Here is a 25,769-nt window from a genome sequence, read left to right as displayed (position 1 = left end):
ATCACCAAAATCCCTGTGGGAGCGAGCCTGCTCGCGAAGAATTCACCACGATCCAACTGGCTCAGCGAAACCCTGTGGTGAGGGGATTTATCCCCGACCGACTGCGCAGCAGTCGCAAACCCAGGCAACAGGGTGTGTCAGTTATATCGAGGTCTCAGGTTTTGGGGCCGCTGCGCAGCCCATCGGGGATAAATCCCCTCGCCACGACAGCCCATCTTCTCAAGCCCTTCTACTCAAGCCTTAGGCTTGGCCTTCCTCGGCTTCAAATACTTCATCAATCCCTGAAACCACATCACCAGCGCCGGATTACCCTTCAGCTGAATCGACTTGTCCTGAATCCCCTGCATAAACGCCAGCTGCTTGTTCTTCGCCTGCATCGTGGCAAAGGCATAACCCGCATCCTTGAACGCAATCGCAAACGCCGGCTCCGCCACCACCCCAGACTTGCTGGTAACGCGCTGATTCTTCACCACGAAATGCCGCGCCACTTTCCCGTCCAGCGTCTGCAGCTGAAACACCAGATCCTTGTCACCCAACTGCTGCTGGAACGCAGGATTTGTCCGGCTGGCCTTACCCATCAACAAACCCATCATCCACAGAAGAAAACGAAATTTCATGCGCACAGCCTCAAAAGGAAAATGAACGGCCGGGGCAGTGTAAGGGATTCAGACGATAACGCCACTATCTGCCTCTAATGGAAGATGATGCAGCCCATTTCCCGCACGATGACCGCCAAGTCACGCTTCTGCACCCACTTCCTACACCTGTTGAAACACATCCCTGTAGGAGCTGCCGAAGGCTGCGATCTTTTGATCTTCCGGCCTGCAAACCTATGGGAAATTTCCTGCAAGGCGTGGTGTTGTGCGTGAACTAGGCAGGATGAGGGTTCATCGATAGCCTCAATAGGTCACCACGAATTGGTGATACGGACGTGCAAGTCCGGCGGGAGTCCACATTGGTTATGGCAATTCGCCGAGCGTTTTCCTATGCTCGCGGATCGTTATGGCTGCTGTGTATGGGAGGCCTTCGGGTCTGCCGGGTGACTCCACCGGTCTTGCACACCTATGCACAGCTGCCACCACTTTCGAAGTGCGAGCGAAACGGTGTCGGCTCCTGAAACTGGAGTAAGACCGAATGATCAAACCAACACCCAATCCCCCCGAAACCCCAGACATATCGCCCTACGAATCGCTGGAATCCAAGAAATTCCACGAAGCCGCCGAACGCGCCCTCGACCACCACTTCAAGCCGCGCACCGAATCCCAACCCAAACGCGAAACCGGCCTCTTCAGCCTCACCCCCGGCACCGACGCCGAAGCCCTCATGGCCAACGCCTCCGAAGACCTCCTGTCCATCAGCGCCATCGCCTGCGACCTCGCCGACGACCTCCACGGCTCCCGCCGCTCGGTTGCACTGGCCCTGAGCAGAATGGCGGATGGGGTACGATTGATGGTGGAAGGGACGCTCGACCATATTGAAGTGCGGAACCTGGCGGCCAAGTCGTAGCGGGGTTTGCGGGTGAAAAAAGGGGACGTTAAGTCCCCTTTCTGCAGTCGTCTTCGCTATCTAAAGTCTTCAGCGCTTTTAGGCAGTGCCTCTATACCCTGACGGGCAACCCGACTAACAAATGAATAACCACCCGCACTGCAAGACTGCCGGAACACCACCTTGTCATCCTTGAGCACCGTCAGAAAACTCACAAACGCCTGATTAACGAGGTAGGTATACGGGCCCTTTTTGAATTTGATGTTGTTCAGGTTAACGCTGCCTTCCGACGCATCCACTACGAAGAACTTGCCCTTGGGAGGCACGCTCTTCTGCGGATAGAGCATTTCTATCTTTCCCGGAACACCGTAACGGTATTGAACATATCCGGCAGTGGGCTTGTTGTTCCCTTTCGCGCAAACAGAAACCGTTTTACCCCCCGTCAAAGGACAGCTGAAGTAGATGTCTTCTTCGGCGGAGCACAACGTTCCATCCTGCCCGCCCTGCAATGGCGCGGTTTCTTGCGAAACGCGTTCTGGTATTTGAGTGACGTCGGCGCAATTGGACAAACACACTAGCTTCGAAAGATCCGGAACATCGCTTTCAGTAAACAGGTAGGTTGCTGAACCATCACGGTTGCGGGCGTGATAAACGGGAACACTGACGGCCAGCCCCTTGGCTGATACGGGAACTGCCTTGTCTTTTCCTGAGACCACCCAGCCCTCAGCACCACCGCACAACGCCTCCAAGGCAACGTCACTGAAGGGTTCCTTCGTTGGCACTGCGAACGGCTTGGCATCACCTCGGCAGTCGTAGCCGTGCCAGTAAGGTCCGGTGTTCGGGTCAATGTCTATCGAGAAAATATAGGCGCCGTCGAGTAATACTTTTCCGCCGTCGTAGGTAAAAACCAGCCAACGTCGGGACTTTGCCTGGGAGTAGTTTTCGTTCTCCAGGATGTAACGTTCGCCATCTCGATACAGCCAGAAACCACTCATTGCCCCGGCCGACTCTGCTTCCACTGAGAAACGTTGCCCTGACTTTACGTCCACCAGAAAGTTGTCTTTCAGCGCCAACGCGCAGCCGCTGCCGGCCTCCATGCATGACTTGATGGACGGGAACATCGGCCCCGCAGCCACAGAGAAAGAACACAGCAATAACGCGAACAAGCCTAATCTTTTCAACTTGCTTCCCTGCTCATGATTTACGGATCTGATTGAACAGACTTCTTTCTTCAGCCCAGTTCTCTGCGTTTTAAAGCGAGTAATCCATCACTTCTTCCAACTTCCAGCATTGCCCACGGACAAACCGATACTCGAAGACGTAGTCGGTATCTGGCTTCTGCAGGATCGCAATTGCCTTGTCGCCCCGCTCTTCCTTGACGGTCAACGTCAGCCCCTGAGCCTCTCGCTTTGCTTGATCCGGAATGATTGGAAACTTGAGCTGATCGCCGCTGACGCTGCGCTTTTCCATCTCGGGTTCGGGATCGCCGGCCACAGTTGTAACCATTTTTAGTGGCTGCTGGACGAAGGATTTCTGCACGTCGGCGCGCTCGGAGAAGGCTGTGAGGAACGCGGAAAAGTCGGTCGAAGGGCAAGTGGCATTGGCCGCGTCACCATCGGTTCTGATCGGCTGCTGGCGATTTTCCTGATCCCGTTTTGAATCCGCAATCATCTTCGCATCCAGCTCCGCCAAGCGTTTCTTAATGCTTGCCGCATCCTTGTAAGCACACTCGACTTCTACATCGTCTTCCAGATTTAGACCGTCGCGGCAGTTCTGAAACTCGGGCTCTGGAGGGTCGCCGCGGAAGAACTGCAGAGCCAAGTGATCGCCGTCCATGAAGAGCGGTAGTTCCAGTACTGAATAGGAGTCACCTTCGAAATGACTGTATTGACGGTCCGGCACTTTATTTTTCGTCAGAACAAACATGGACTTCCCCGCGCGCTCGGGGAATTTTCGCTCAAAGAAAAACACCGAAGCGATCTGCTCACCTTCGACCTTCCACACATAATTCAGCGAAGGCTTCACGGCGTTCATTGAGGTGTAGAAGATTTCGGCATCAGGAACGTGTCCTTCCTCTACCTGACCTTTGAGGTTGTTCTTCAAAAAGAACACCGTGCTCTTTTGATCACCGAGCGAGGCAACCACAGGCGGATGCAGCTCACCGATGGTTTGTGGGTCACTCGCTAATGCCTGCTGAGCCAACAAGGCGACCATGAATCCGAGCGCACTCATACAACTTAAGAGCCTTGCCAATTCCACTCACTTCCCTGTTGATCAATCTTCGAATGTTAATGCTGATGGTTTCACGATGATTCAGGTGCACCGCATTTCAGCTCTTTGATTTGCTCATTCTGAATCGGAATCACACAGGCAAGGCGCTGCTCTCCAAGCCCACGAAGCTCCGTCAAACTGAGCGTCACGTGCAACCCATCATCGGAAAACGCATGATCCTCAAACCCGGCATCGGCATAGTCCGTCCAGAATGCCTTGCCTTCGAAACTGCAGAACCGCTTGGAGGACAGAACTCTCCAACCGCCGTTGGGCGCCAGAATCTGGACCGTCAGGCATGGGCTGCCAAAGGTGCTGACATAACGTGCCACGACATTGCCGAAGCGCTGGGAGCCGGACAGGTACACCTTGTTGAGATCGAGCACATTACCCGGCTCATCAGCGACGATTGTGTCCAGGTAAGCCGCACGCTCCAGACTCAGTCTGGCCATGCAGTTGTTGATCGTCGTGACATGCGCTGCCACCCCTGGCTCGATTTCCGTGGCTTCAAGCGGGCATGTGGTGTCGCGTAGCTTGATCCAGGCGCGCTGGGATTCTCTGGCCATGGCGACCAGCGCCTTGCCCTGCTCAGGGTCAAGCCGTTGTTGAGCCTCAAACCGTCCCAGCAGTTTCTTGTAGCTGGCATTGAGTTGCGTGTCGGCTTCCTTGCGGGCTGCCTCCACACACCGATCGACCTGGGCGCTCACGGTGATTTCCTTGCAGTCGTCCTCGGCCATCGCAAGAGAGGCAAACAGGCATACAAAGGACAACGCGATAAAACGCACAAACATGTTCAATTTTTCATTCCCTGAATTGCGGATCGCTCAACTACGCGTCGAGGTATTTTCTGCGCCTTGCCGTCGGCGCTCATCGCGTCGCGGTACTGGCTGTAATAGCGCTGCGCTTCATCTTTGCGATCAAGGCGCCAGAGTGAATCGGCGATGTTCAACATCAGTACTGTGCGTTTACCGACGGCCTCAACGCCGCGATACAACTTCAGCGCCAGTGCATCGTTGCCGCCCTCGGCTAAATAGAAGCCAAGATCATTAAGACCCTGAACATTTCGAGCCGGTGGATGGCAAGCCATGTACGAATCCGCCCCCATGACCAAGCTCCATTCGATCTCGCTGGCTCGATATTGCGCAGATTCAATGTTCGAGAGGGTTTTCAGTAGTGCCTGTGGGGAAGGTGTCTCCATTTCAGGTTTGAGTACTTCACCCTCGTCGGTAGTCCAGCTATTGCCCACCCATTTGCCAGCGCAGAACTGATCATCACGCTGAAGCAGCACACAACCGGTCTCCATCGAAATCACATCGCAGTGACTTCGTGACTGGAAGCTGTCTTCACCACTCCCGTCTGACAACATTCCATACATCGTTTGGTTCACGAGTAAGGTCTTCTTGTCAGGGCTAAGCCATCGAGGAAGGACTTCGACCCCGATATCGGTTCCGTAGAGCGGGAATGTTTTTCCATTCGCGGTAAAGGTCGCGCTCGCCGCTTCCACTGAGTGTTCGGGCCATACTTTTGCTTTCAAATGCAATGTCAGTGTGTGCCCGTCGACTCCAGTGACTCGCACTTCTTCTGCCGTAGCCCCATTCGCCAGCAACAGACTCGCGAGCAATAGTGCGGATCTAAGGCTGCCCATACTCGATCCTTTTAGCCGCAGGGCTTGTTTGCTGTAACTGTCTTTCAGTGATGCCATAAGCCTCTATGAGCCCTTCCCAGGACCCCTTCGAACCAAACGACCGATAACTATTGCTGTAGCTGTAATGCTCCAACCTTCCAGCGGTGGAGTAATACCCGCGCCACTCCGGGCAGGATCCACACCCGCCATAACCGCCGATGAACACCAGGCTGCCCTTGCTTCCTTTTACACAATCCATCTCCACTGCCACGTTACTCAGCATCTTCGTCTTCTTACCGTCAGACGTGAGCTGTGAAACCTTGTCGATATTGCGCCGCAACACTTTGCCGCCAATGTTGATCGTCTGGTCGGAGCAGACCGGGATGAGATGGGTTTCTGCGTCATCCACCGTTACGGATCGGCAGGACGACACCATCACCACTTCAACACCGCCACATTGCATGACATCGCGCTGGGTGTAGGCGTCCTTGGGAGCGGCGAAAGCTGGAAGCGAGAGCAGCAGCGAAAGGCTGCCCGCGAAAAGATACTGATTCATGGAAAATTCCCTTTTGCCGTTAACCGGCCTGTTGTCCAGCCAGGCACTTTGCGTAGCCGTCGGCGAATCTGGCATCGAATGACAGTTCCACCGGCTCTTCCAGTTCAGCCGAGGTATTGAGCAGCACCCGAGTGGCCGGGGTGTATTTGATCCAGCCGATGGTGCCGGTGCCGTCCGTATCAAAGAGCAACTGGGCTTGCACGGTTTCACCGTCGACTTCATCAATCAGCAGGTTGACCTTGTCCTTGCCGACATAGCGAAACGGAAAGTTGCTGCTCCTGACCATTTCGGTGAGATAGCCGTAGCAACTCCCGGCTTCGGCAACTGCCGGAATGGCATAGGTGAGGGGCAACAGTAGAAGTGCATTCAGCATGGGCCGAATGGAAAAGCGGTTCATCCAATCATCCTTAATCAAACGGCGGCGATCACAAATCCTTGAACGTCAGCAGCCGGAACTCGTTGTTCACAAACTCGAAGTAGCGGGTTCTGTAACGGCTTTCGAGCTCATTACCCTGCGCGTCCTCTTCGGTATCGGCCGCAATGCCGGAAACAATGAGCAGACGGCTATCGGGCTTGTTCGACAGGCTGAAGGTATTGCCGTCGTGCGCATTCGGCAGCCCCACAACAACCTCCCCCGTGCGCGCATCCAGCACTTCGCCGCAAATGGCACTGCCACCACAGCCGACTCGGTACAGGAAGTAGTGGCCGGCAAAGTTGACCTTGCGTTTGAGTGCCTGTGCACGATCCTTATACATCCTCGGGTTGCTGTGTTCTTGCGACACCGGTTCGTGATTGATACCAGTGAACTCTGGGGTGACGGTGTAATCCTTGAAGTCCGGGTCAGCGGCGAAAGCCACGGACGCGACAATGGCCAAGAGGCCGCCGAGTAAAACTGAACATCCCTTCACGCTGTAACTCCGTTCGGTCTTCGCAGGCTTACTCAAAAGCCATGCTGCGAACCGCTGTTTTGATTTGTTCAAATCCTTCGGCGCTGATCGCCAGCGGGGTGGGCGAGCCTGACTCCGCCGAGCCGATCAGCACGCTTTCGCCGCGCAGCAGGCAGAAAGCGACGCGGGTGATGTGACGTCGTGACTTGTCATGGAAACCGAAGATGAACCCCGAGGACCTCTCCCCACCTAATGCCTCAAAGGTGTATCCGTTTTTTGGCCCCGCCAGCGACGTCGGCTCCCAACCATGATCGGTCAGGGTCGCCGGGCATTTACGGTCGTTGCTCTCTCGCACTAGTTGCAACTCAATCGTGTCATCAAGCGCCGGCTTCTGAGTGGTGAGCGCGGAAAAGTTGTTGGCGCTTTCACACATGACACCGAACCAGGGTTGGCTCAGGTTTGTGGGCTTTTCGAAATTCCACTCATAACCAGACGAGGTCTGAGCCTGCGATAAACGCGGGGCGTTAGTGGTTTCAGGCAGTTGTTTGGCCGCAATGAATACCAGATCAGGCGTATTGAACTGCAACCATTGATCTTTCGAGAGCGTCATTGAGAACCGACAAGGTGTCATGTCGACCGCAGCTTCGGTTGGGCCTTGCGCGATCTGCGACTGACCCGACGCATTGCCCACCGAGACAACACTTGCGGCGGCATGACTGGCCTGAGCGAACGCAGCAACGCTGATCAGCAATACCCTCAGATATCGAGGTCTCACGAAGCCCGGAATCGACAAGTCAGGCACAGTTCCACTCACTTGGAATTTAACGGCAAAGAATCGCGACACATCCGCGCTCCGAGTTTCAAATGCAGTGGCTCGCCTTGATCGGCTCTGGACCTTGCGACTTCAATCGCGCCACGTTGTCGATGCTCAACCGGTGACCTTTATCAGCCGCCATTTGATAACAGGCTAACGCTCGGGACATATCCTTTGTTCCCAACTCGCCACCCTCAAAGGTAGAAGCCAGATAACTCATCGCCTCTATGGAGCCCATGTTGATTGCTCGAATGACCTGCTCTTCTGCCTGCTTGGGCTGGAGGCAAGGACCGTCGTAATCGGTGGAGTTCCCCATACAAAAAAACGAGGCATAACCCAATGCACCACTCGGCGTCTTTGACGCGGCTTTGAACAACGCCTCAACCTTGCTGGTTTCCAGCTGGGACGCCATCTGCGAAAGGCTCAGTCTTGCCGCTGACTCGCTCGCCTCTGGATCACCCGACTCTGCTGCGCAGACATAATTTTCCAGAGACGCTTCAATCAACTCCACAGTTAGACGGTACTGCTCAAGAAACCCTAGCCCTCCTAAAGCCTCGGCACGTTGTTCGCAGAAGTTCTCGGCGCGGCTCATTCCGGGTTTACGTGTTGCGACAAGATCATTCTCGCTGATCGACCAGTCTTCGACGCCCTCAAGTACCCAACATGCCTGACGTGAGAAGTTGAAGATTTTTACATTGCTGTTGCCCGCCCGCTTATCGACCACGTTGACGTGACTGTCATCGACCTCTTCAATCTCGACTCCAGGTGTTTTGCCGGGTTTGATGGCGACCATCAGCGGGTAGGTGAAAGAAGCTCCGCTGACACCCGAGGTCGAAGGCTCAAAGGTACTACGGTCCTTGCCTGCAACCGGCTTCAACACAAGCGACTTGACCGTCATCGCAGTGAGACGGCGTTGTGATTCGCTGTTGGCGGAAAACGCTGTAAGGAAAGCTGGGAATTCCTCTGAAGGACAGGCGTCGTTGACCGGCGCCGTCGAAGTGCTCTTGTCGGATGCAAGAGCAGGGACGATCTTATCCAGGTACGCCGAGCGCTCACGACTCATTCTGGCGATGCACGAGTTAACGGCGAACACATGCGCCGGCATCCCCGTCTCGATCTCGAACGCCTCCAACGGGCAGTTCGCATCGCGCAATTTCAACCACGCACGTTGCGACTCTTTAACCTTCGCCGCGTACTCCGCGCCCAGCGCGGGATCTGCTCGATAGTCAGATTCAAGTCGCGCCATCAACTGCTTGTAGCTAACGTTCAACTGCGCATCGGCAGCCTTCTTCGCCGCCTCCGAGCAGGGCACCATTTCCAGGCTTGAGGCTACATGGCTGCAGTCGTCCTGCGCATAGGCCGCTGAAACCGGCAGTAGTAGTGCGACCAACAGCGTAAAAACAAAGCGGTTCACTGTGTTCATCCTTGAGTCATTCAGGCTTTGCGCTCGGCGAGCCGGGGCCAAACCACGCTCACGCATAATAAAGAGTAGCCTGCCCTATTAAACGCAAAACATTGGCAGCCATCGCTATTTAGCGCCATTTATTTTCTTGATATAAGATTTTATCAACCCTGCATTAACATAAGGAAAATGTTGCTCCTCACCTTCTTGATATCCTTCCATCCCACTCAGATTCTTATCAAATCGGACAAGCTTATTCACAACCAATTTATTGTCCGCACTTTTTTCATATCCATAAACTTGATAAAGGGTACCGTACGTTCCAATTCCTCTGCTCGTAATTTCCCAAGAAACCAAAACAAGCACATTTTTCTTACCCTTAACTGGATAAAAGAAAATCGACTCAATTTTTGGGTCTGACCCAGCCACATCGTATTTATCGACAAGACTTCTATTTTTTTTATTGTCGACCCCAACAACATCCAGAACCAGAGAAACAGGAAACTCCTCGCTCGTCGTCTGCAGGAATGATAATTCCCCCCCATTTACGACGTCAGTTCTAAACGGTCCTTGGATTACCGTTCCCTGAAGATAGTCTACATCTTGCGCACTGCTGGAGTTTGCCAGAAGGAAAACAAAAGCAAACATAAATACACGGAGCATAGCAGAACGACCTCTTAGTTAATGTTCATAAGTGCAGCGAGTGCTTGAAACCTACTGTTCCTGTCCGCATATCCATTTTGGCCGCCATTCACCATTTGTGTTACGTCGACAACACTGCCTGTCTTGGCGACTTCGCACAATTTTGTGCCTCCCTGACCAGCTTTCGTGAACCAGAAGACAAAGGCGGACTCAACACCGTATTCGGTAGAGGAGATCAGAAGATCCGGATTTGCCACGAAATCCTGAATATCCGTAGGGTTCCGTTGATTATGCACGTTAGTAAACCGTTGATACTCCGACTTTCCCGTTACCTGCAACATGCCGCGTCCGCGATATCGGTAGCCGTCTCGACTAGCCTCATTACCGTTACCCATTCGATCCGCGTAGACGTAACTGGCAAGGTTTTCAGCATTCATCGCGTAATGACTTGTTTCTGACCAAAGTTTGCTTCTCAGCACACCAAAATCGCAGCTATCCGTCTGCTCATTATACCCATTCACCTTATTATGCCATTTGCATCCGTAAGTTTTTTTCATTTGTCGGGCGCTATAATTCAAGCCTTCCTCGATAATTCTGAGTTGACTTTCATGACCAACTTGAGAAAGAAAGTGCGCAATCGCCCTCGGCTGCTCAAGTTTATATGCCGCCGCATATTTGTTGAGATAAGGCAAAATATTGGAGTGATGTGCTTCCGACCCGGTGGGGTTGGCGGCCCGAAGCATTTCCATGGTAATCAGGTCTCGGGGCGCAGTGAAACTTCCAATAAGTGCAATCGGGTGAATATGCCGAACATTTGTATCACTGGTAATTCCATGCTGCCCGACAAGCTTGTCCCACCAACTCAACGTCTTGATTCTTGCTTTTTCTTCAATCCATTCATTGTGTGGCTCTGTTTGAGTGTGACCCATTAACTCATCCAGAGAATCCCATTTTTCTTGTTTGAATTGCCACTCGCTTTCATAGCGTGTAACCATCTGAGAAATCGGCTGTGCGAACCATGGTTTACTCAAAGCCTCTTTTATTTCCGAAGGCGTGAGTTTTTTATCGCCGTTCCTGTCCAGAATCTTGTAAAGATTTTGCTTTGTAGAGCCTTCTTCGGCGTTACCGATATTAGGCTGATAGTTAGCTTGCTCCTCCTCACTAAGACTTTCCTGCGCATGAAGAAACGCGGCCAAATGATCCACGTTACTCCCAGCCTCATCTATAAAACTAAAACCCTCCCACTCAAAGGGTGAATGGCGTGACAACGCAGTATCCGGCTCTGCAAACCAACCGCTGATTTCATTCCCTTCGGCATCCCCCAGCAACCCATCCAGACGCCACCAAAGCGTATAGGTAGTGGTTCCACCCATCACAACAGGAACTTTTATCTTTTTTTCCGCGGGTAGCGCTTCCAATACCCCGACTGGGATAAAGAAGTCATAGCCAACCTTTTTGTGGGGATCAGTCACTTTCGGAGGATTTGTTGCGCTCATTCCTTGCGTGTGAGTAACCAACACACTGTCTTTTGGAATCTTTACGAGCGTTTTTCCAGCGGCAGGCATTCCCGCAGCTTTCTCTTTACTCAGTTCGGTGAATGCCTTTACGTCCTCGCAGCTAAACACCTCAACGTGCAACAGATTCTTTGGCGCCGAATCCGAATGGTTTTGATATTTGCCTACGTGACCGATCAGACTCCCCGCCGTAATCGGGAATGGAGTAGCCAAAACATGTACCGAGTCCTTCTCGGCTGGCTCACTTTTGGCTTCAAGGCTCCCCTCCCAGACATACCCGAGCACCTCAGCAGGCGCCAGCGGAGGAATAGCACTCCCGCTGACAATCTCCAACAGTTTCTGGTACTTACCACGCGTCCCATCGCTCCCGATTCTGACTTGCGTGCCGTGGGGCAAAATGGCTTTTTCAGCGCCAGATCGGCTTGCAGAAGCGCGAACAACCAAACCTTTCTGCGGTGGGTTCATCGGGTCTTTTGCAGCGGCGCCAATGACGTAAGTGTTGGGTGTCGGGCCCGCCGTCATTTCTCTCTTGAAAACCCAGCCTGCTCCGGGTTGGAGATTGGTATTAGCCGGCGTGACGCTGACCACCTTGAGCCAACCGTTTTGCTCTTCCCCCGTCTCGACGACCGTACCGCGACTCAAAACCGTTAGCACGGTTGCGTACCCAGGCTTGCCACGCGGTTCCTGACGAACGCGCAAACCGAGGATTTCGTCGTCGGCCGTTGCTTTGACTTGCAACGTACCACCTCCCCAAAAGGGCGGTCGCGATAATGCTGGAGTTTCCTCGTAGTTCTTCCACTGCAACAAATGCATGTAAAGGCTGAAAAAAATCAGGCTTGGACCAGGTGCTGACGGCGAAGCAGGCGATCCAGCAGGAGCTGGGGTCGCAGGTTGCACCGGCACTTCCAAACGATGCTTAACCAAAACAAAACCCGTCGAAAACTCGGCCTCAGCCGTACCGTAGGCGGATTTCGGGTACGTGCTATCAATGCGATAAGCGACTACTTCACCGTCAGCGATGCATTTGACTTCTGCCAGGTCGGGCACTAAACCCGAGGCTTCATCGAAATGAATACCACCATGCCAAAGACCATTGGCACCCAACGGGTAGAAACCATCTTTGGCCTTGGCTAAGGCCTTGTAGAACTGCTGCGGATCCGTCGTCCCTGCCGCTCCAACTTTTAATGGATACGACCATTTTTCTACTTTCTTGCTGGTTGTCTCTGTCATTACCAATTACCTGAATTCTGATCCCTGGTGGCTTGGATTGCCGTCAATGTCTTACCCGGAAAAATTGAGCATCCGCTTCGGCTTGCGTTTGATTTTTTCCTCAGACGCATTCCCCAACGCCTGATCCATCAAACTCCCCGCCTTATCCTTATCCGCAGCCCCCGGCAACACCGGCGGTTTAATCCCGATCCCGGTGCCGGAGCCAGCTGAGCCACCCGCATTAATCTTCACCACCGGCCCAACCACCGTCACACCACCACCATCGAGCTTGATAAAGCTCCCACCCCCCAAGATGGTCAGCTCCGTCCCCGCCTCGATAACAATCTTGTCCCCAGCCTTGAGGTGAATCTCTTTCCCCACGCTGGTCAGTTGCGCCGTGCCCAGTTTCACATGCTGGTTCTGCCCAACCGTGAGGTGATCATCCAGCTTCGCTTCGATCTTGCGGTCGCTGATGGTGGTGCGGTGCTCTTCGGCCTTGAGCTCGGTGTAAGTGTTCTTCACCACGGTGTCGTGACGTTCGTTGCCGACGCGGATTTTCTGGTCGTGCTCGATGTTTTCATCCCAATCACGCTGGGCGTGGATGTAGATTTGCTCCGCGCCTTTTTTGTCTTCAATGCGCAGTTCGTTGTAACCGCCACCACCCGGGGAACTGAGGGTTTTGAAGACGCTGCGGGTTTTGTTTGCCGGCAGGGCGTACGGCACCGGGTTTTCCTTGTGGTACAGGCAGCCGGTGACGAGGGGTTGGTCGGGGTCGCCTTCGAGGAAGGTGACGAGGACTTCCATGCCGACGCGCGGAATGCTGATGGCGCCGTAGCGGTCGCCGGCCCAGGAGCTGGAGACGCGCAGCCAGCAGCTGGTTTTGTCGTCGGCGAGGCCTTCGCGGTCCCAGTGGAACTGGACTTTGATGCGGCCGTATTGGTCGCAGTGGATTTCTTCGCCTTTGGGGCCGGTGACCATGGCGGTCTGGCTGCCGAGGACGCGTGGTTTCGGGTGTTCGAGGGCCGGGCGATAGAACACGTCCCACGGGGTGGCGAGGAAGGTGTTGCGGTAGCCCTGGTGGAAGTCGTCCTTGTTGTCGGTGGTGTCGCTGGTCACGCCTTCTTCGAGGACTTGCGGCTGTTTGCCTTCGTGGAAGATTTCGGTGAGCAGCCACAGGTCGTTCCACTCGCTGCGCGGGTGGTCGGACAGGGCCATGAAGTGGCCGCTGACCAGTTTGGTCTGGTCGCCGCGACCTTCGGCCTGGCGGTAGTCGGCGCGGTGGCGTTCGAGGGCACGCTGGCTGAGGAACTTGCCGCGCGCACGGTCAATGAAGCGGCCCGGGTAGTCGTAGTCTTCGAGATCCGGTTCAGTGCTCTCGCCATCCGGTTTGTAAGCCGCTTCCATTTGCAGGCGCGGTTTTTCGAAGTCGTAGTCGCGGCGCGTGGTGCGGCTGGTGCGGGTTTCCAGGCGCAGTTTGAAACCTTTGATCACCGGTTCTTCGGCGACCATGCCGCTGCCCTGTATGTAGGCAGTCGGCTGGCCGAGGTCGGGGAACACCGTTTGGTCGTCGCCGAACACCAGCAGGTGAGCTTTTTCGCTGTGCTGGAAGTGGTAGTGAATACCCTCCTCTTCGCACAGGCGCTGGACGAAGTGCAGGTCGGTTTCGTCGTACTGCACGCAGTAGTCGCGATCCGGGCACGGCTGGCTCAGCTGGAAGCTGTAGGCGTTGCCCTTGATCCCGTGTTCGTCGAGGATCAGCGCGATGATTTTCGGCGCCGACATCTGCTGGTAGATGCGTTGGTTGGTGCGGTGATGCAGGTATTGCAGTTGCGGCACCAGCGAGACCTTGTAGCGGGTCAGGCGCTTGCCGGCATCGCCCTGGGCGACGCGGTAGATCTGGCCGTGAATGCCCGAGCCCTGTGGATCGAACGCCAGAAACGCCTGTTTGTGCAGGAGTTTTTCCAGGTCCAGATCGGGGTTTTCGCTGACCAGTTCGAGGTCGAAACGAAACGGCTGGCTGATGCCCTCGGTGCCGGTGAACGACAGCACTTGCAGGTCGCCCACGTAGTCTTCGACCTTGAGGCTGAAGTGGGTTTCGTTAGCTGGGTTGAACATAAAGCGCTCCCTGTTCGAATGTCGTCCGTTACGCCCGAAGTCGCAACCGTTGCAGCCAGGACGAAGTGGCGCCCAAGGCGTCACGCAATTGTTGGGCAGTGATGGTGCGTTCTGCCGCGTTGAAGCTCAGCGCGGTTCGCAGCGCTGGCCAGCCGTGTTTCGGTAAGTTCTCCGGGGCTTGCAGCTCGCGCTCCAGGTGCTCGTCGCGGGCCTGGGTCGAGGGCAAGCGGCGGAACGGGTGTTTGCCGCTCGCCAGTTCATAGATCACGCAGGCCACGCCGTACACGTCCGCGCTGGCCGACAACGGTTGGCCCTCAAGCAGTTCGGGGGCGGCGTAGCCCGGGGTCCAGGCGTTGAAACGCTCGCGGCTCAGGTGCGGCAGGCCGGGCAACACGCCCTCGTCTGCCTGGCCGAGACCGAAGTCGAACAGGCGCAGGCCGTCTTCGCTGAGCATGACATTGCTCGGTTTCATGTCACCGTGCAGCACGCCGCGACGGTGGGCGTAGGCCAGCGTGTCGAGCAGCGGCAGCGCGATGTCGCGCGTTTCTTTCCACGGCAGGCCCAGAGGCCGCTCGCAGAGCAATTTGTCCAGGGTCAGGCCACGCATGTATTCCATGGTGATGAAGGCCCGCTGGCAGTCGGTGTCGACTTCAAAAGTGTGTGCACGCACGACGTTGTCGTGGCGCAAGCGCCGGGTCAGGGCGAACTCGCTGTAGAGCAAGGCACTGGCGTCCGGCGATTCGGCAAATTCTTCGCTGAGGATTTTCAGCGCAATGTAAGGGTCGGGATCGCCGAACTGCTCGTGCAGCAGATCTCGCGCCCGATAGACCGCACCCATGCCGCCCGCCCCGAGCAGACGCTCGAGGTGGTAGCGGCCGGCGAGTACGTCCGGCAATGCACCGATGCTGGCCTTGGTCGGCGCCAGCAGCGGCTCGGCGTTGTTTGCCTTGGCGAAGGCGAAGTAGGTCAGGTTGTTGGCCTGCTCTTCGCTCATCAGCAAGTCATCGACTGAGGATTCGATTTCAGTCATTGGCGGATCACCACGGCAGTCAGGTTGTCCCGAGCGGCGCCCCGCAGGGCGCCGTCGAACAGACGCTCCAGCGCCACATGCGGCGCGCTGAGGCTGAGGGCGTTGCCGAGGGCATCGCTGCTCAGACCCTGATACAAACCATCGCTGCACAGCAAAAACGCATCGCCCGGATAGACCTCGAGTTCGAGGACATCCAGGGTCAGCTGTTCGGCGGCGCCGACGGCTCGGGTCAACGCCTGAGCTGCCGGATGCGCCGCCGCCTGTTCAACGCTCATCTGTTGTTCGTCGATCAGTTGCTGTTGTAGTGAATGGTCCTTGGACAGCTGATACAGCCGCTGCCCGCGCCACATGTAACAACGGCTGTCGCCGGCCCAGATGCAGGCCGCGCGATTGCCTTCCACCAACAGCGCCACGACGGTGCTGCCCATGATGCTGTCGTGGCGTCCGGCGGTGACCGTCAACTCCTGCCCCAAACGCCGGTTCAGCCAGTGCAGGCACTGGCGGATGGCTTTGAGGCGTTCGTCGAAGTCCTCGTGCTGCGGCAATTCAGCCAGGCTGGCGACGATCAACTGGCTGGCGATGTCGCCACCCTGATGACCGCCCATGCCGTCCGCGACCACCCACAGCCCCTGCTGTGGATTATCGAGGAAGGCATCTTCGTTGCGCGCCCGCACCTTGCCCGGGTCGGTACGCGCCGCGCTGCGCCAGGGACTGGCCACCAGCATCAGAGCTGCACCGGCATACGGAAGGTGCGCAGCACGCCCATGTCGAACGGGTTCGGCGTGCGCTGGCTGGTCAGCAGGTAGTTGGCGCGCAGGCCACCCACGTCGGCTTTCAGCACCAGCACGTCGCGACCGGTCAGGTACTCGGTCTGCATCAAATCGAACAAACGGAACAGCGACCACGGGCCGGAGTTCTTCTCGATACCGATCGGACGCCCCGCCATCTTGTCCATCACCAGACTGGTGCGACCGTCTTCAGCATCGGTCGGCCACTTGAACGACACCGGCACAATCGGACCGTGACGGTATTCGATGGTCTTGTCGCCGAACTTGAACTCGGAACGGCTCACCGCCGGATCGAGGGTGTACGGTTCCAGTTTGAACTGCACGGTCGGCTCGGCCGGGTTGATCGAGAAGAAGCTCTGGCGAATCGTCAGCGCCGCCGCCATCTGGTCGAGGTACATCTTCGATACCGGCAGGCTGTGACCGTCGACGCTGCGCATCCGGTAGTTGCCCGGATCACCGCTGACGAACGGACGCATGTAGCTGTCGAAGAAGCGGTCGACGGTGCCTTGAGCCCGGAAGAACTCGCGGAAGTCGCTGATCGCCACGTCGCTGGTGCTGCTGGCGCTGAACGGATAACGCTTGCTGATGGTTTTGCCATACACGCTGTACAGCTCGTTCTGATAACGGCCGTTCAGGTATTGGTAGGCATCGTTGAGCACCAGGCGCCACGAGTCCTCGGCCAGCACGTTGAACCACACACTCAGCGGACGCGGCAGGCGACCCGAGGCAGCACGCAGGTTGGTCAGCGCATCACGCTGGCCGCTCATGCGGGTTTTCGCCATTTCGAACGCGGCTTGTTCCGGCGTGCTGGAACGGGCCAGACCGGACAGTTGCAGTTGCAGGTCGTTGAGCGCGGTGAGGGCCGGGGTCAGGTCAGCGGCCGGGCCGTTGTTGTCATCGAGCAAACGATGCAGCGGCTCGAAGCGACGTTGCAGGGATCTCTTCGCGGTGTCCGGCAGGCTCTTCGCCACGTTCAGCGCCGAAGCCTTGTCGGCGACAGCCGAGGCCAGTTTGCCGACCTTGCCCAGTTTGCCTTTCTGCCCTGCCAGTGCATCGGCAGCATCACCGGCTTCATCCACCGGATCGGCAGGAGCCGGGAAGCGCGTGTTCTCGCGCACTTCAGTGAGCAATGCCAGCACCGGCGAGTTGGCCGACGTCAGGCCCGCCAGTTGCTCGGCGCCTTCACCGGCGTCGCTGATCGGCGGCAATGCCACTTGGCCAACGGCTTCGCTCCAGTAATTGGCGTAGTCACGGAAGTACAGTTGCTCCAGCTCGACCATCAGGCGACGCAAGTCCATGTCGCTGATGCCCGCGCCTTCGCCCAGCACCCAGTTGTCACGCAGGATGTCGGTGACCAGCGCCGAGCCCTGCACCGAGAAATACTGCTGATAACCCTGCTGGGTGTAGAACCCCGGGATCACGTATTCGGTGCCGATGAACAGCGAGCCCTGCGGGCCAAGGTGTTGGCTGAAACGGTATTCCGGCAGGTTGCGTGCCTGCTCGCGGAGCATGCGGTAGACCACGGTGGCCAGCGATTCGGCGCGCAGCACCTGACGTGCCTGAGTCACCAGTTGATCGTTCAGCGGGTAGATGAACGGCTGCTTCAGCAGACGCTCAAGGTGGGTGTTCAGACCATTCTGCACCGCGGTGTTGCCGGTGTAGCGCTGCGACCAGTCAGTGGCGACCCAGTCCTTGAGCCACGCCGCGTCACGACGGTCTTTCATGTTCAGCATCAGGTACGCACGCAGGCTGTTGAGCAGCTTGTCGCGGTCCTTCATGTTGGCGCGGATCTGCCCTTCAAGCAGGGTCGCGACCCGTGGCAGCAATTGCGCTTCGAGCTCATGCTCGTAGGCTTGCCTGACCACCGGATTGACGTCTTCGCCCTGATACAGACCGCCACGCTCGTGGTACGAGACGTCGCCCTTCTTCGGGAACACCTGAGTCGCGGCGTAGCTGGTGTCGAGGGTTTTCAGCACGCCCATCGCATCATCACGCGGGGTCAGCGCTGAACGCTGCTGAGTCCAGTTCTGGGCCAAGGTGCGCAGGTTTTCCAGACGCTCATAGTTGGCCGAGAAACCACCGGCCCAGAGCATGCCGAACAGGGCCAGTGCCGCCAGTGCACCGACGTACAACGCACGCTGGCCCCAATGAATGCGGCTGCGCTCGCGCTTGTCCAGACCGGCCAGATCCGATTCCGGGAAGATCACCCGGCTGAGCAGATGATGGATGAAGCGCGAACGGCCGCTGCGCAGGGTCGGCAGCACACCGGCATTCATGCCCAGGTTGGCACCGATGCCGGCGGTGGTCGCGTCCATTTCCTGCGTCAGATGCGGAGCGCTGGTCAGGTAGAAACCACGCAACAGCGTCGCACGCTGGTAGCGGTTGCCGGTGAACGCCAGGTCGACGAACAGGCACAGGCGCTCGCCGATCTGCCCCAGTTGATGCGGGAAGTCGAGGATGCGGCCACGGCGCTGGGTATCGCGCTCGGAGTGCATGCGCATGATCACCTGATTGTTCAGGCGACGCAGCAGCTCTTCGAACTCGCTGCGCAGTACCGCCACGTCGGTGCCGACCTGATCCTTGCGGAAACTGGTGCCCAGCACCTGATCGCTTTCTTCGCGGGTCAGTTGATCGAAGAACTCGTCGAAACCGAGCAGCTTGTCCGCCTTGCTCAGCACCAGATACACCGGCACATCGACGTGCAGTTTCTGATAGACGTCTTGCAGACGACCGCGCACCTGGCGCGCCAGAGTGTCGATGTCCTGCTCGCTGCCACCGATCAGGGATTCCACCGGAATGGTCACCAGCACACCGTTCAACGGACGCCCGCGACGACGCTTGCGTAACAGTTCGAGCAAGGTGGTCCAGGCGCTGCCGTCGACTTCCGCGTCCGGCTGTGTGGTGTAACGTCCGGCGGTGTCGATCAGTACACCGTGGTCGGCGAAGTACCAGTCGCAATGACGGGTGCCGAGGGTGTCGCGGGTCAGCTTGCGGTCGATCTTGTTGATCGGGAATTCCAGCCCGGAGAAGTCCAGCAGGCTGGTCTTGCCGGAAGCCTGCGGACCGATCAGCAGGTACCACGGCAAGTCGTTGCGCCAGCGTTCGCTGCGGCCACGATACAGGCTCGAGGTCTTCAGGGTTTTCAGCGCGTCCTTGAAGCGCGCCTTCAACTCTTTCTGCTCTTCTTCGATCAGCTCGTCACGACGAATGCGATCCTGACCGTCTTCGGTTTCTTCGACGGCTTTCTTGCGGATGCCCGCGCGCCAGCTGACGAAGACCATGGTCAGGCCCCAGATCAGGAATAGCACGCTGATGGTCAGCAGGCGCGAGGTCGCGCTCTCCCAGAACTTGTAGTCATCCACCGCCAACAACGGGCCGACGAACCACACCAGCAATGCCACGAACAGCACCAGCAGCAAGGTCCAGACCCAGGTCTTGCGCAGGAAGGCGCCGACTTTCTTGAAAAACTTTTTCATCACACGTCCCTGTTACGGCTGCGACTGCGGTTGAACCGCGGCCGGATCGATCGGCTGATAGGGTTGCAGAACGGTGTCGCGCTGCTCGCCCAGAACCCAGGCGAAGCCCGAATACATCACCACCAGGCAGACGAAAGTGAACAGCACCACCATCCACGCCGGCACGATGCGCACCAGGTTGCGGCGCTGATCGTTAAGGCCTTCCCAGTGCGGCGACAACTCGCGCGGCACGTCGCCACGCAACTGGCGGATCTGCCGGTACAGGGCGTCGCGGATGCCTTCAAGTTCGAGCATGCCACGCGCCTGCACGCGGTACTTGCCCTCGAAACCGAGGGACAGGCACAGGTACATCAGCTCAAGCATCGGCAGGTGTTTGACCGGGTTCTTCGACAGCCGATCAAGCAGCTGAAAGAACTTCTCGCCACCGAACGTCTCGTTGTGGAAGCTGCTGAGCAGGCTCATCTGCGACCACTCGCTTTCGTTGCCCCACGGTGTGGTCACGACCGCTTCGTCGACCACGGTGCAGAGCACGTAACGCGCGGCCATCACCTGGCTGCTTTCGGCGCCGTTGTGCAACGCGCGCACTTCAAACAGCTTGAGCCCGGCGGTCAGGCGCTCGTTGAGCGCGTAGAGGTCTTCGCGGGTTTCGCTGTGCTTGAGGCGCACCACTTCCGAGAGCAGTTCGGACGACGCCGCCACCAGCGAATTGAGGCTGATGTTGAACGCCTCCGCCGGGCGCAGGCGCGCGGCGTAGATCATCCGTTCTTCCAGTTGCTCGAAGCGCGGCGGCGCGGCGAAGTCGGTCAGCGGACTGGCTGCCGGTCCGTGGCCCTGACGATCGAGCAGGACGGTTTTGTCGTCCTGGTTGTAATCCGTTTCCTTGATCATGTCGGTCAGTTCCTGATGGCCCAGAATTTCAGTTCAAGCTCGGCGAATTCGCCGGACACGTGGAACGCGAAGCCGCCGGAGCGCTCGAGTTGCGCCAGGTCTTCGGAACTGAGTTCGAGGATGAAGTAGGTTTTGTTCGAGTGGAACGCGATCTGCCGCGGGGCCACCGGCAACGGTTTGACCTTGATCCCCGGCAGGTGCAGGTTGACCAGTTGGCGGATGCGCTCCACCGGGCCGACCTTGAGGTGCGCCGGCAAGCGGTGGCGCAGTTCTTCGGAGTCGCAGTTGGCACTTGCCGCCAGCACGAACGACGCCGAGCCGAGCAGTTTGTGGTCGTGCAACGGCGAAACGATGATCCCGTACTGACGCGCCTGCAGGATCAGTTCGATGGCGTGCTGTTCCAGCACCATCGACAGCACCTGACGAATCGCTTCCATCAGTTTGCGGAAGCTCGCGCCTTGGTCGGCGTGGGAATAGCGGCTGTCCAGACGCGGGCGCTTGCTGTCGCTGGAGAAGGTCGCCAGATCACCGAGCATGGTCAGCAGCGTGCGGTACAACTCTTCCGGGTGCACCTGCTCCAGACCGAGGTAGTGGCGCAGCAGCAGTTCGGTACGGTTGATCAGTTGCAGCATCATGAAGTCGCCGACTTCCGCGCCACCGACCTTGCCGTTGGAGCGAATCCGCTCGGCGATCGTGTCGCCCCGGTGGTTGAGCATGCTGATGACTTCTTTGAGGCACGACAGCAGATAACTGGAAGCGTGGGCCTGAATGTAAGTCGGCACGAAATCCGGGTCGAGGCTGATCACGCCGTCCGGCGTGGTGTCGAGCACGTCGCAGATCTTCAGCTTCACGTAGGCCTGATCGCTCTGCTGCTCGCCGAGCAACAGTTTGAAGTCCGGGCGGCCACAGCTGACCTGGCTGGCGGAATCGTCGCCGGCGTTGGAGTCAGTCACTTCGGCGTCATACGCGGTGTACCGCGCGAGCACATCGGACTGCTCCGGACGGCGCGCCTCGATGTGATTACCGGTGACCAACGGCAGCGCCAGGTAAATCGGCGTGTTGCCGGTGTTCGGCGGTACGTCCAGCGCCAGCGGCTCGGTGTTGCCGCCGAGTTCGAACAGGCTGCCGTCCGGCAGGATCCCAGAGGCGGCACTGATCACCAGTTTGCCCATGTTGAGGAACTGCAGGTCGATCTCCAGATTGAGGAAACCCCAGGTGTAGCCACCCAGCAACTGAGTGCGGGTTTTCATCTGGTGATCGTAGTAGCGATCGTTGTGCTGGAAGTGCTGCGGCCGCAGCAGCATGCCTTCCTGCCAAATGACTTTATGGGTATTCATGTTCAGTCATCCGCCTTGGCGAGCGCTTCATGGGTGTTGCGGATACCGGCCTGATCCAGGGTCAGATCGGCATCGGTCAGTTCCAGCGGCGTGACCTGCACGGTGTAGCGCCACTTGGTTTCCGGCAGATCACGGTACGCGGCAAGAACGCCGACGTAGCGGCTACCCTCCTCCACGCTGAGCTTCATTTCCACGGTCTCACCCGGGCGCAGTTCGAGTTCTTCGCTGGCCACCAGATCCGGGTTGAGGGATTCCTTGGCGCGCTCGTAGAGGCTGAAGAAATCAGCGTTCTCGAAAGTCACCGGGTGCTTGAGTTCGAACAGGCGCACGACGATCGGCGACGGACGACCGTTGAGGTCCGGGTTGAGCTGATCGCTGCCGGTCAGCTTCAGATTGACTTTGGTCACTTTCGAGTACGGCGACAGCGACGAGCAACCGGCGAGCAGCACCAGTACGGTGAGCGCAGTCAGCGTCTTGAAAAAAGCGGTCGAGCGGCGAGACATGCGCATCATCCTTGGTGGTCGGTGTGGAGGGTGGAGATCAGGCGGATCTGTTCTTCGTAGGCCTGGGCGAAATCGCGGGCCAGCAGGCGCTCGCTCCAGTCATCGTCCTGACGCAGGGCCTGGTGGTAACGGCCGAACGCTCTCCAGCGCCCGCCCGACGTAGCGATCAACGGCTTGTTGTCGCGCTCGAACCGCAGGGTCAGTTGCTCCGGCGAGAAGTGCTCCAGGGTGCCGCGCACGGCGGCGCGGCTGGCGGTGAGCAGCGCGACCTGATGCGCTTGCAGATCGCGGAACGCACGGGAGATCGCCTGCTCGGCAGGGAGATGACCAGGCTTGTGCGGCTGCAACAGAATCTCCAGTGCTTCGCTCGGATCGACGGCGAATTTCAGCGGGTTCTTGTTGGTGCCTTGCACGGTGGTCTGGGCCAGACGCAGTTCGTTTTTCAGCTCCGAACGGGTGCGCAGGCTCTGCTGCAAACCGCCGATGCTCTGCCGCAGCAGACGCGCGGCGTTGAGTGCCAAAGCTTCGCGAGCGTCGTGATCCAGGCCTTTGACGTCAACGCCCAGCGCCGCGCCGAAATGCTCCCAGAAGCCTTCGCTCTGCCGCTCGACGACCTTCGGGGCCGGTGCTGGCTCGGGTTCAACCGGGGCGATCAGCTCCGGCACCATCAGGCTTTCCATGTCGATGCGTGCATAGTCGGCACGCTGACGGGAGTCTTCGGGCTTGGCGGTCGGGGCCAACAGTTCGTCGATTTCCGAATAGACGCGCTCTTGCTGTTCAATCGCGTTCAGCGGATCAAGATCGAGGAAGGCGTCGTCCGGAATGATGCTGCCGGCGGCACGCGGACGGCCGACTTCACCATCGAAGGTCGCCGGGTCACGCACCAGCCGCGCACGAATCTCGAAGTCACCCAGCACGTAGGTGCTGCCGTGCTCGATGCGCACCGGTTCGCCCTTGTGCAGGCGTGCGCCGCTGTCGCCGTCCTGGACACCGTTGCTGCTGGTGTCGGTCAGGAAAAACGTGCCCTCGCGGTAGCTGACAATCGCGTGGTGATTGGACAGATGACGCTTGCGATCAGGAATGATCCAGTCGCAGTCCTCGCCCCGCCCGATCACGCCACCAGCCTGTTTGAAGGTCTTCTGGCACAACTCGGTGGGCACGAACTGCTTGGTGTTCAGCATTTCGAAAACCAATTCCATGTTTGATGCTCCTTGCGGTCACTTGCCGCGATTGACCGCTTGCGGATCACCCAACGGGCGATAGTCGTTGTCGTTGAATTTGTAATTGCCGCTACAGCCGCCAAGGCCGCATAGAACGACGAGGGTCAGCAGGACAGCGTGCCAGTGACGAACAGACATCAGAGGGTCTCCAGGGGTAGACAAAGCACAAAGCGCCGACCCTTGCGGGCGGCGCTGAAATTAATTCTTTGGGTGGTCTCGAAGGCTCTACATCGGGGCCTTGAGCCAGACCAGCGAGGTACAAGTACGTCTTGTGGCAAATGAGCAATTTGTGGCGAGGGAGCTTGCTCCCGCCGGGGTGCGCAGCAGCCCCAAAACCAGACACTGCGGTGCCTCAGGGAAACCGAGTTCATCGGGTTGCGACTGCTGCGCAGCCGAGCGGGAGCAAGCTCCCTCGCCACAGGTAATCTGCAAGCCCCAAGCAAATCATTGGCCACAGGAATACGGCTCGACGCAGCGATCAATTTCAGATCAACCATCGAAGTCACCCAGGTTGATATTCAACCGCCCGAGGCGGTACAGCAGCGTGCGGCGCGGCAGGCCCAGTTCGCGGGCAGCGAGGGTCTGGTTGCCGTCGTTCTTGCGCAGGCAGTCGAGCAACAAAGTCCGTTCGACTTTTTCCAGGCGTTCGCGCAGGTTCAGGCCGCTGTGGTCTTCGGGCATCGGTTCCATGCGCAGGGAGAAATGCTCGGCCAGCAATTCGCCGCCCTCGCACAACAGCACCGCGCGCTCGACCAATGCCTTGAGTTCCCGCACGTTGCCGGGGAAGGTGTAACCGGACAGGTGTTCAAGCGCCGCGTCGGACCAACGCACCGGATCGCGCTGCAGGTAAGCGCAGGCCTTGTCGGCGAAGTGCCGGGCCAGATCGAGGATGTCGCCTTCGCGTTGACGCAGGGCCGGCAGTTCGATCGGGAACTGTGCCAGGCGGTAGTACAAGTCCTCGCGGAATTTGCCTTCGCTGACCAGCACCGCCAGGTCGCGGTGCGTCGCGGCGATGATGCGCACGTCGATCTTGTGCGTGTCGTTGGAACCCAGCGGGCGGATCTCGCCTTCCTGCAACACCCGCAGAATCTTCGCCTGCAGCGACAGCGGCATGTCACCGATTTCATCGAGCAACAAGGTGCCGCCGTTGGCCGCATCGAACAGTCCGGCGCGGTCGCGATCAGCGCCAGTGAAGGCGCCCTTGCGGTAGCCGAACAGCTCGCTTTCCAGCAGGTTTTCCGGGAACGCCGCGCAGTTCTGCACGATGAACGCCTGGGAGCGACGGGGACCGCAATCGTGAATCGCCCGCGCCACCACTTCCTTGCCGGTGCCGGTCTCGCCGCGCAACAGCACGGTGTACGGGCTGTGCAGGACTTTGCTGATCAGCGAGTGAGTCTGGCGCATCGCCGCGCTTTTGCCGATCAGGCCATAGCCGTTAAGACTCGGCACGCTACGACTCACTGGCGTCTCGACCCCGACCGGCTGACGCAGGCGTTGCAGCAAGTGCAACTGACCAAGGACGAACGAGCCGAGCTGGCCGAGGGAATCGGCAAAACCCTGCAGGTCAACGTGACGGCGACTGGCGCACAGCAACAGGCCCTCTACCGCCTTCTGCTGATTGACCAGCGGCACGCACAGCAGCGATTGCCAGGCTCCGGCGGTGGCCGGCAGGAAACTGGTTTCGTGCAGGCTGGCACCCAGATCATCCAGGCACACCACGCGGTTCTGGCACAGAGCGAACTGCAGCAGTTGCTCACCGTTGTAGTCCGCCGGCAGGCTGGTGGCGGCGCGCGGTTGCAGCGCGCCGTCGAGGCATTCGGCGTTCATCCCCAGGCAGGTGTGGGTGGCGTCGAGCAGGTACAGCTGGGTCAGTTCGCAACCGCTCAGCTCGGCCAGACCACGCACGAAGTCACCCAGCAGCGCAGCACCGTCCGCCGCGCGCGACAAGCTGGCGAACTGCGCCAGCAAGGCTTCGGCATAGACCAGTGGCTGCGGCACTTGAGTGAACATC

General features: G+C 58.1%; 23 protein-coding genes. 1 reads left to right on the top strand and 22 read right to left on the bottom strand.

Annotated elements, in window-relative coordinates; translation table 11 throughout:
• Window positions 1-233: 233 nt before the first annotated feature.
• The gene (locus tag LCH64_RS16710; RefSeq protein ID WP_003229522.1) at window positions 234-617 is read right to left on the bottom strand and encodes a helicase; all 384 of its coding nucleotides are present in this window, start codon (window positions 615-617) and stop codon (window positions 234-236) included.
• Between the two features lie 517 nt (window positions 618-1,134).
• Here LCH64_RS16710 and LCH64_RS16705 point away from each other — a divergent pair.
• Complete coding sequence (locus LCH64_RS16705; protein ID WP_027610398.1) at window positions 1,135-1,506, top strand: DUF6124 family protein; 372 nt, start codon at window positions 1,135-1,137, stop codon at window positions 1,504-1,506.
• A gap of 56 nt (window positions 1,507-1,562) precedes the next feature.
• Here the strand turns inward: LCH64_RS16705 and LCH64_RS16700 are convergent, their stop codons facing one another.
• The 21 genes from LCH64_RS16700 to LCH64_RS16600 all read right to left on the bottom strand — a co-directional run bounded on the left by LCH64_RS16700 (window position 1,563) and on the right by LCH64_RS16600 (window position 25,768).
• The gene (locus LCH64_RS16700) at window positions 1,563-2,651 is read right to left on the bottom strand and encodes a hypothetical protein (RefSeq protein ID WP_226500780.1); all 1,089 of its coding nucleotides are present in this window, start codon (window positions 2,649-2,651) and stop codon (window positions 1,563-1,565) included.
• A gap of 85 nt (window positions 2,652-2,736) precedes the next feature.
• Window positions 2,737-3,717 carry a hypothetical protein gene (locus LCH64_RS16695; RefSeq protein ID WP_226500779.1) on the bottom strand — a complete coding sequence of 327 codons (981 nt, stop codon included), beginning with the start codon at window positions 3,715-3,717 and terminating at the stop codon, window positions 2,737-2,739.
• Window positions 3,718-3,788: 71 nt separating this feature from the next.
• On the bottom strand, window positions 3,789-4,544 hold the full coding sequence (locus LCH64_RS16690; protein WP_226500778.1) for a lysozyme inhibitor LprI family protein: 756 nt from the start codon (window positions 4,542-4,544) through the stop codon (window positions 3,789-3,791).
• A 2-nt stretch (window positions 4,545-4,546) separates the two neighbouring features.
• The gene (locus LCH64_RS16685) at window positions 4,547-5,455 is read right to left on the bottom strand and encodes a tetratricopeptide repeat protein (RefSeq protein WP_226500777.1); all 909 of its coding nucleotides are present in this window, start codon (window positions 5,453-5,455) and stop codon (window positions 4,547-4,549) included.
• The gene (locus LCH64_RS16680) at window positions 5,385-5,933 is read right to left on the bottom strand and encodes a hypothetical protein (RefSeq protein ID WP_226500776.1); all 549 of its coding nucleotides are present in this window, start codon (window positions 5,931-5,933) and stop codon (window positions 5,385-5,387) included. The genes LCH64_RS16685 and LCH64_RS16680 overlap by 71 nt, the downstream gene beginning before the upstream one ends.
• A 19-nt stretch (window positions 5,934-5,952) precedes the next feature.
• Window positions 5,953-6,330: a hypothetical protein gene (locus LCH64_RS16675; protein WP_226500775.1), complete on the bottom strand. Its 378-nt coding sequence runs from the start codon at window positions 6,328-6,330 to the stop codon at window positions 5,953-5,955.
• Window positions 6,331-6,358: 28 nt separating this feature from the next.
• Window positions 6,359-6,841 carry a hypothetical protein gene (locus LCH64_RS16670; RefSeq protein WP_226500774.1) on the bottom strand — a complete coding sequence of 161 codons (483 nt, stop codon included), beginning with the start codon at window positions 6,839-6,841 and terminating at the stop codon, window positions 6,359-6,361.
• A 28-nt stretch (window positions 6,842-6,869) separates the two neighbouring features.
• Entirely contained in the window at window positions 6,870-7,664 is a 795-nt protein-coding gene (locus tag LCH64_RS16665; protein ID WP_226500773.1) for a hypothetical protein, read from the bottom strand.
• Between the two features lie 16 nt (window positions 7,665-7,680).
• Window positions 7,681-9,048: a lysozyme inhibitor LprI family protein gene (locus LCH64_RS16660; protein ID WP_226500833.1), complete on the bottom strand. Its 1,368-nt coding sequence runs from the start codon at window positions 9,046-9,048 to the stop codon at window positions 7,681-7,683.
• 114 nt (window positions 9,049-9,162) lie between these two features.
• Window positions 9,163-9,699 (bottom strand): hypothetical protein, encoded by a 537-nt coding sequence (locus tag LCH64_RS16655; protein WP_103521970.1) that lies wholly within the window; start codon window positions 9,697-9,699, stop codon window positions 9,163-9,165.
• Window positions 9,700-9,713: 14 nt separating this feature from the next.
• Complete coding sequence (locus tag LCH64_RS16650) at window positions 9,714-12,422, bottom strand: hypothetical protein (RefSeq protein ID WP_226500772.1); 2,709 nt, start codon at window positions 12,420-12,422, stop codon at window positions 9,714-9,716.
• Between the two features lie 51 nt (window positions 12,423-12,473).
• Window positions 12,474-14,516, bottom strand: a complete 2,043-nt coding sequence (locus LCH64_RS16645) for a type VI secretion system tip protein VgrG (protein WP_226500771.1) — start codon at window positions 14,514-14,516, stop codon at window positions 12,474-12,476.
• Window positions 14,517-14,544: 28 nt separating this feature from the next.
• Window positions 14,545-15,546 carry a serine/threonine-protein kinase gene (locus LCH64_RS16640; RefSeq protein WP_226500770.1) on the bottom strand — a complete coding sequence of 334 codons (1,002 nt, stop codon included), beginning with the start codon at window positions 15,544-15,546 and terminating at the stop codon, window positions 14,545-14,547.
• Complete coding sequence (locus LCH64_RS16635) at window positions 15,543-16,271, bottom strand: PP2C family serine/threonine-protein phosphatase (RefSeq protein WP_003229555.1); 729 nt, start codon at window positions 16,269-16,271, stop codon at window positions 15,543-15,545. The genes LCH64_RS16640 and LCH64_RS16635 overlap by 4 nt, the downstream gene beginning before the upstream one ends.
• Window positions 16,271-19,810, bottom strand: coding sequence for a type VI secretion system membrane subunit TssM (tssM, locus tag LCH64_RS16630; protein ID WP_226500769.1), 3,540 nt, complete (start codon window positions 19,808-19,810; stop codon window positions 16,271-16,273). The genes LCH64_RS16635 and tssM overlap by 1 nt, the downstream gene beginning before the upstream one ends.
• 12 nt (window positions 19,811-19,822) lie before the next feature.
• Complete coding sequence (gene icmH, locus LCH64_RS16625; RefSeq protein WP_103521167.1) at window positions 19,823-20,698, bottom strand: type IVB secretion system protein IcmH/DotU; 876 nt, start codon at window positions 20,696-20,698, stop codon at window positions 19,823-19,825.
• Between the two features lie 5 nt (window positions 20,699-20,703).
• Window positions 20,704-22,035 carry a type VI secretion system baseplate subunit TssK gene (tssK, locus tag LCH64_RS16620; RefSeq protein ID WP_226500768.1) on the bottom strand — a complete coding sequence of 444 codons (1,332 nt, stop codon included), beginning with the start codon at window positions 22,033-22,035 and terminating at the stop codon, window positions 20,704-20,706.
• 2 nt (window positions 22,036-22,037) lie between these two features.
• Window positions 22,038-22,538: a type VI secretion system lipoprotein TssJ gene (tssJ, locus tag LCH64_RS16615; protein ID WP_003229563.1), complete on the bottom strand. Its 501-nt coding sequence runs from the start codon at window positions 22,536-22,538 to the stop codon at window positions 22,038-22,040.
• 5 nt (window positions 22,539-22,543) lie between these two features.
• Complete coding sequence (tagH, locus tag LCH64_RS16610; RefSeq protein WP_003229565.1) at window positions 22,544-23,737, bottom strand: type VI secretion system-associated FHA domain protein TagH; 1,194 nt, start codon at window positions 23,735-23,737, stop codon at window positions 22,544-22,546.
• Between the two features lie 18 nt (window positions 23,738-23,755).
• The gene (locus LCH64_RS16605; protein ID WP_003229566.1) at window positions 23,756-23,896 is read right to left on the bottom strand and encodes a hypothetical protein; all 141 of its coding nucleotides are present in this window, start codon (window positions 23,894-23,896) and stop codon (window positions 23,756-23,758) included.
• 351 nt (window positions 23,897-24,247) lie between these two features.
• A complete protein-coding gene (locus LCH64_RS16600) occupies window positions 24,248-25,768 on the bottom strand; it encodes a sigma-54-dependent Fis family transcriptional regulator (protein ID WP_045122679.1) in 1,521 nt (506 codons plus the stop codon).
• Window position 25,769 lies beyond the last annotated feature (1 nt).

Source organism: Pseudomonas sp. MWU16-30322, from assembly GCF_020515535.1.
Classification (GTDB): Bacteria; Pseudomonadota; Gammaproteobacteria; order Pseudomonadales; family Pseudomonadaceae; genus Aquipseudomonas; species Aquipseudomonas fluorescens_H.
The sequence above is the reverse complement of the archived record's forward strand: the minus strand, read 5'-3'. Positions and strand labels throughout refer to the sequence as shown.

Bases quoted from the DNA above. Each gene is read 5' to 3' on its own strand.
- LCH64_RS16680 (WP_226500776.1), bottom strand. From the start codon at position 5,933: ATGAATCAGTATCTTTTCGCGGGCAGCCTTTCGCTGCTGCTCTCGCTT.
- LCH64_RS16645 (WP_226500771.1), bottom strand. From the start codon at position 14,516: ATGTTCAACCCAGCTAACGAAACCCACTTCAGCCTCAAGGTCGAAGAC.
- LCH64_RS16655 (WP_103521970.1), bottom strand. From the start codon at position 9,699: ATGCTCCGTGTATTTATGTTTGCTTTTGTTTTCCTTCTGGCAAACTCC.
- LCH64_RS16710 (WP_003229522.1), bottom strand. From the start codon at position 617: ATGAAATTTCGTTTTCTTCTGTGGATGATGGGTTTGTTGATGGGTAAG.
- icmH (WP_103521167.1), bottom strand. From the start codon at position 20,698: ATGATCAAGGAAACGGATTACAACCAGGACGACAAAACCGTCCTGCTC.
- LCH64_RS16705 (WP_027610398.1), top strand. From the start codon at position 1,135: ATGATCAAACCAACACCCAATCCCCCCGAAACCCCAGACATATCGCCC.
- tssJ (WP_003229563.1), bottom strand. From the start codon at position 22,538: ATGTCTCGCCGCTCGACCGCTTTTTTCAAGACGCTGACTGCGCTCACC.
- LCH64_RS16640 (WP_226500770.1), bottom strand. From the start codon at position 15,546: ATGACTGAAATCGAATCCTCAGTCGATGACTTGCTGATGAGCGAAGAG.
- tssK (WP_226500768.1), bottom strand. From the start codon at position 22,035: ATGAATACCCATAAAGTCATTTGGCAGGAAGGCATGCTGCTGCGGCCG.
- LCH64_RS16605 (WP_003229566.1), bottom strand. From the start codon at position 23,896: ATGTCTGTTCGTCACTGGCACGCTGTCCTGCTGACCCTCGTCGTTCTA.
- tssM (WP_226500769.1), bottom strand. From the start codon at position 19,810: ATGAAAAAGTTTTTCAAGAAAGTCGGCGCCTTCCTGCGCAAGACCTGG.
- LCH64_RS16695 (WP_226500779.1), bottom strand. From the start codon at position 3,717: ATGAGTGCGCTCGGATTCATGGTCGCCTTGTTGGCTCAGCAGGCATTA.
- LCH64_RS16650 (WP_226500772.1), bottom strand. From the start codon at position 12,422: ATGACAGAGACAACCAGCAAGAAAGTAGAAAAATGGTCGTATCCATTA.
- LCH64_RS16685 (WP_226500777.1), bottom strand. From the start codon at position 5,455: ATGGCATCACTGAAAGACAGTTACAGCAAACAAGCCCTGCGGCTAAAA.
- LCH64_RS16600 (WP_045122679.1), bottom strand. From the start codon at position 25,768: ATGTTCACTCAAGTGCCGCAGCCACTGGTCTATGCCGAAGCCTTGCTG.
- LCH64_RS16635 (WP_003229555.1), bottom strand. From the start codon at position 16,271: ATGCTGGTGGCCAGTCCCTGGCGCAGCGCGGCGCGTACCGACCCGGGC.
- tagH (WP_003229565.1), bottom strand. From the start codon at position 23,737: ATGGAATTGGTTTTCGAAATGCTGAACACCAAGCAGTTCGTGCCCACC.
- LCH64_RS16675 (WP_226500775.1), bottom strand. From the start codon at position 6,330: ATGAACCGCTTTTCCATTCGGCCCATGCTGAATGCACTTCTACTGTTG.
- LCH64_RS16690 (WP_226500778.1), bottom strand. From the start codon at position 4,544: ATGTTTGTGCGTTTTATCGCGTTGTCCTTTGTATGCCTGTTTGCCTCT.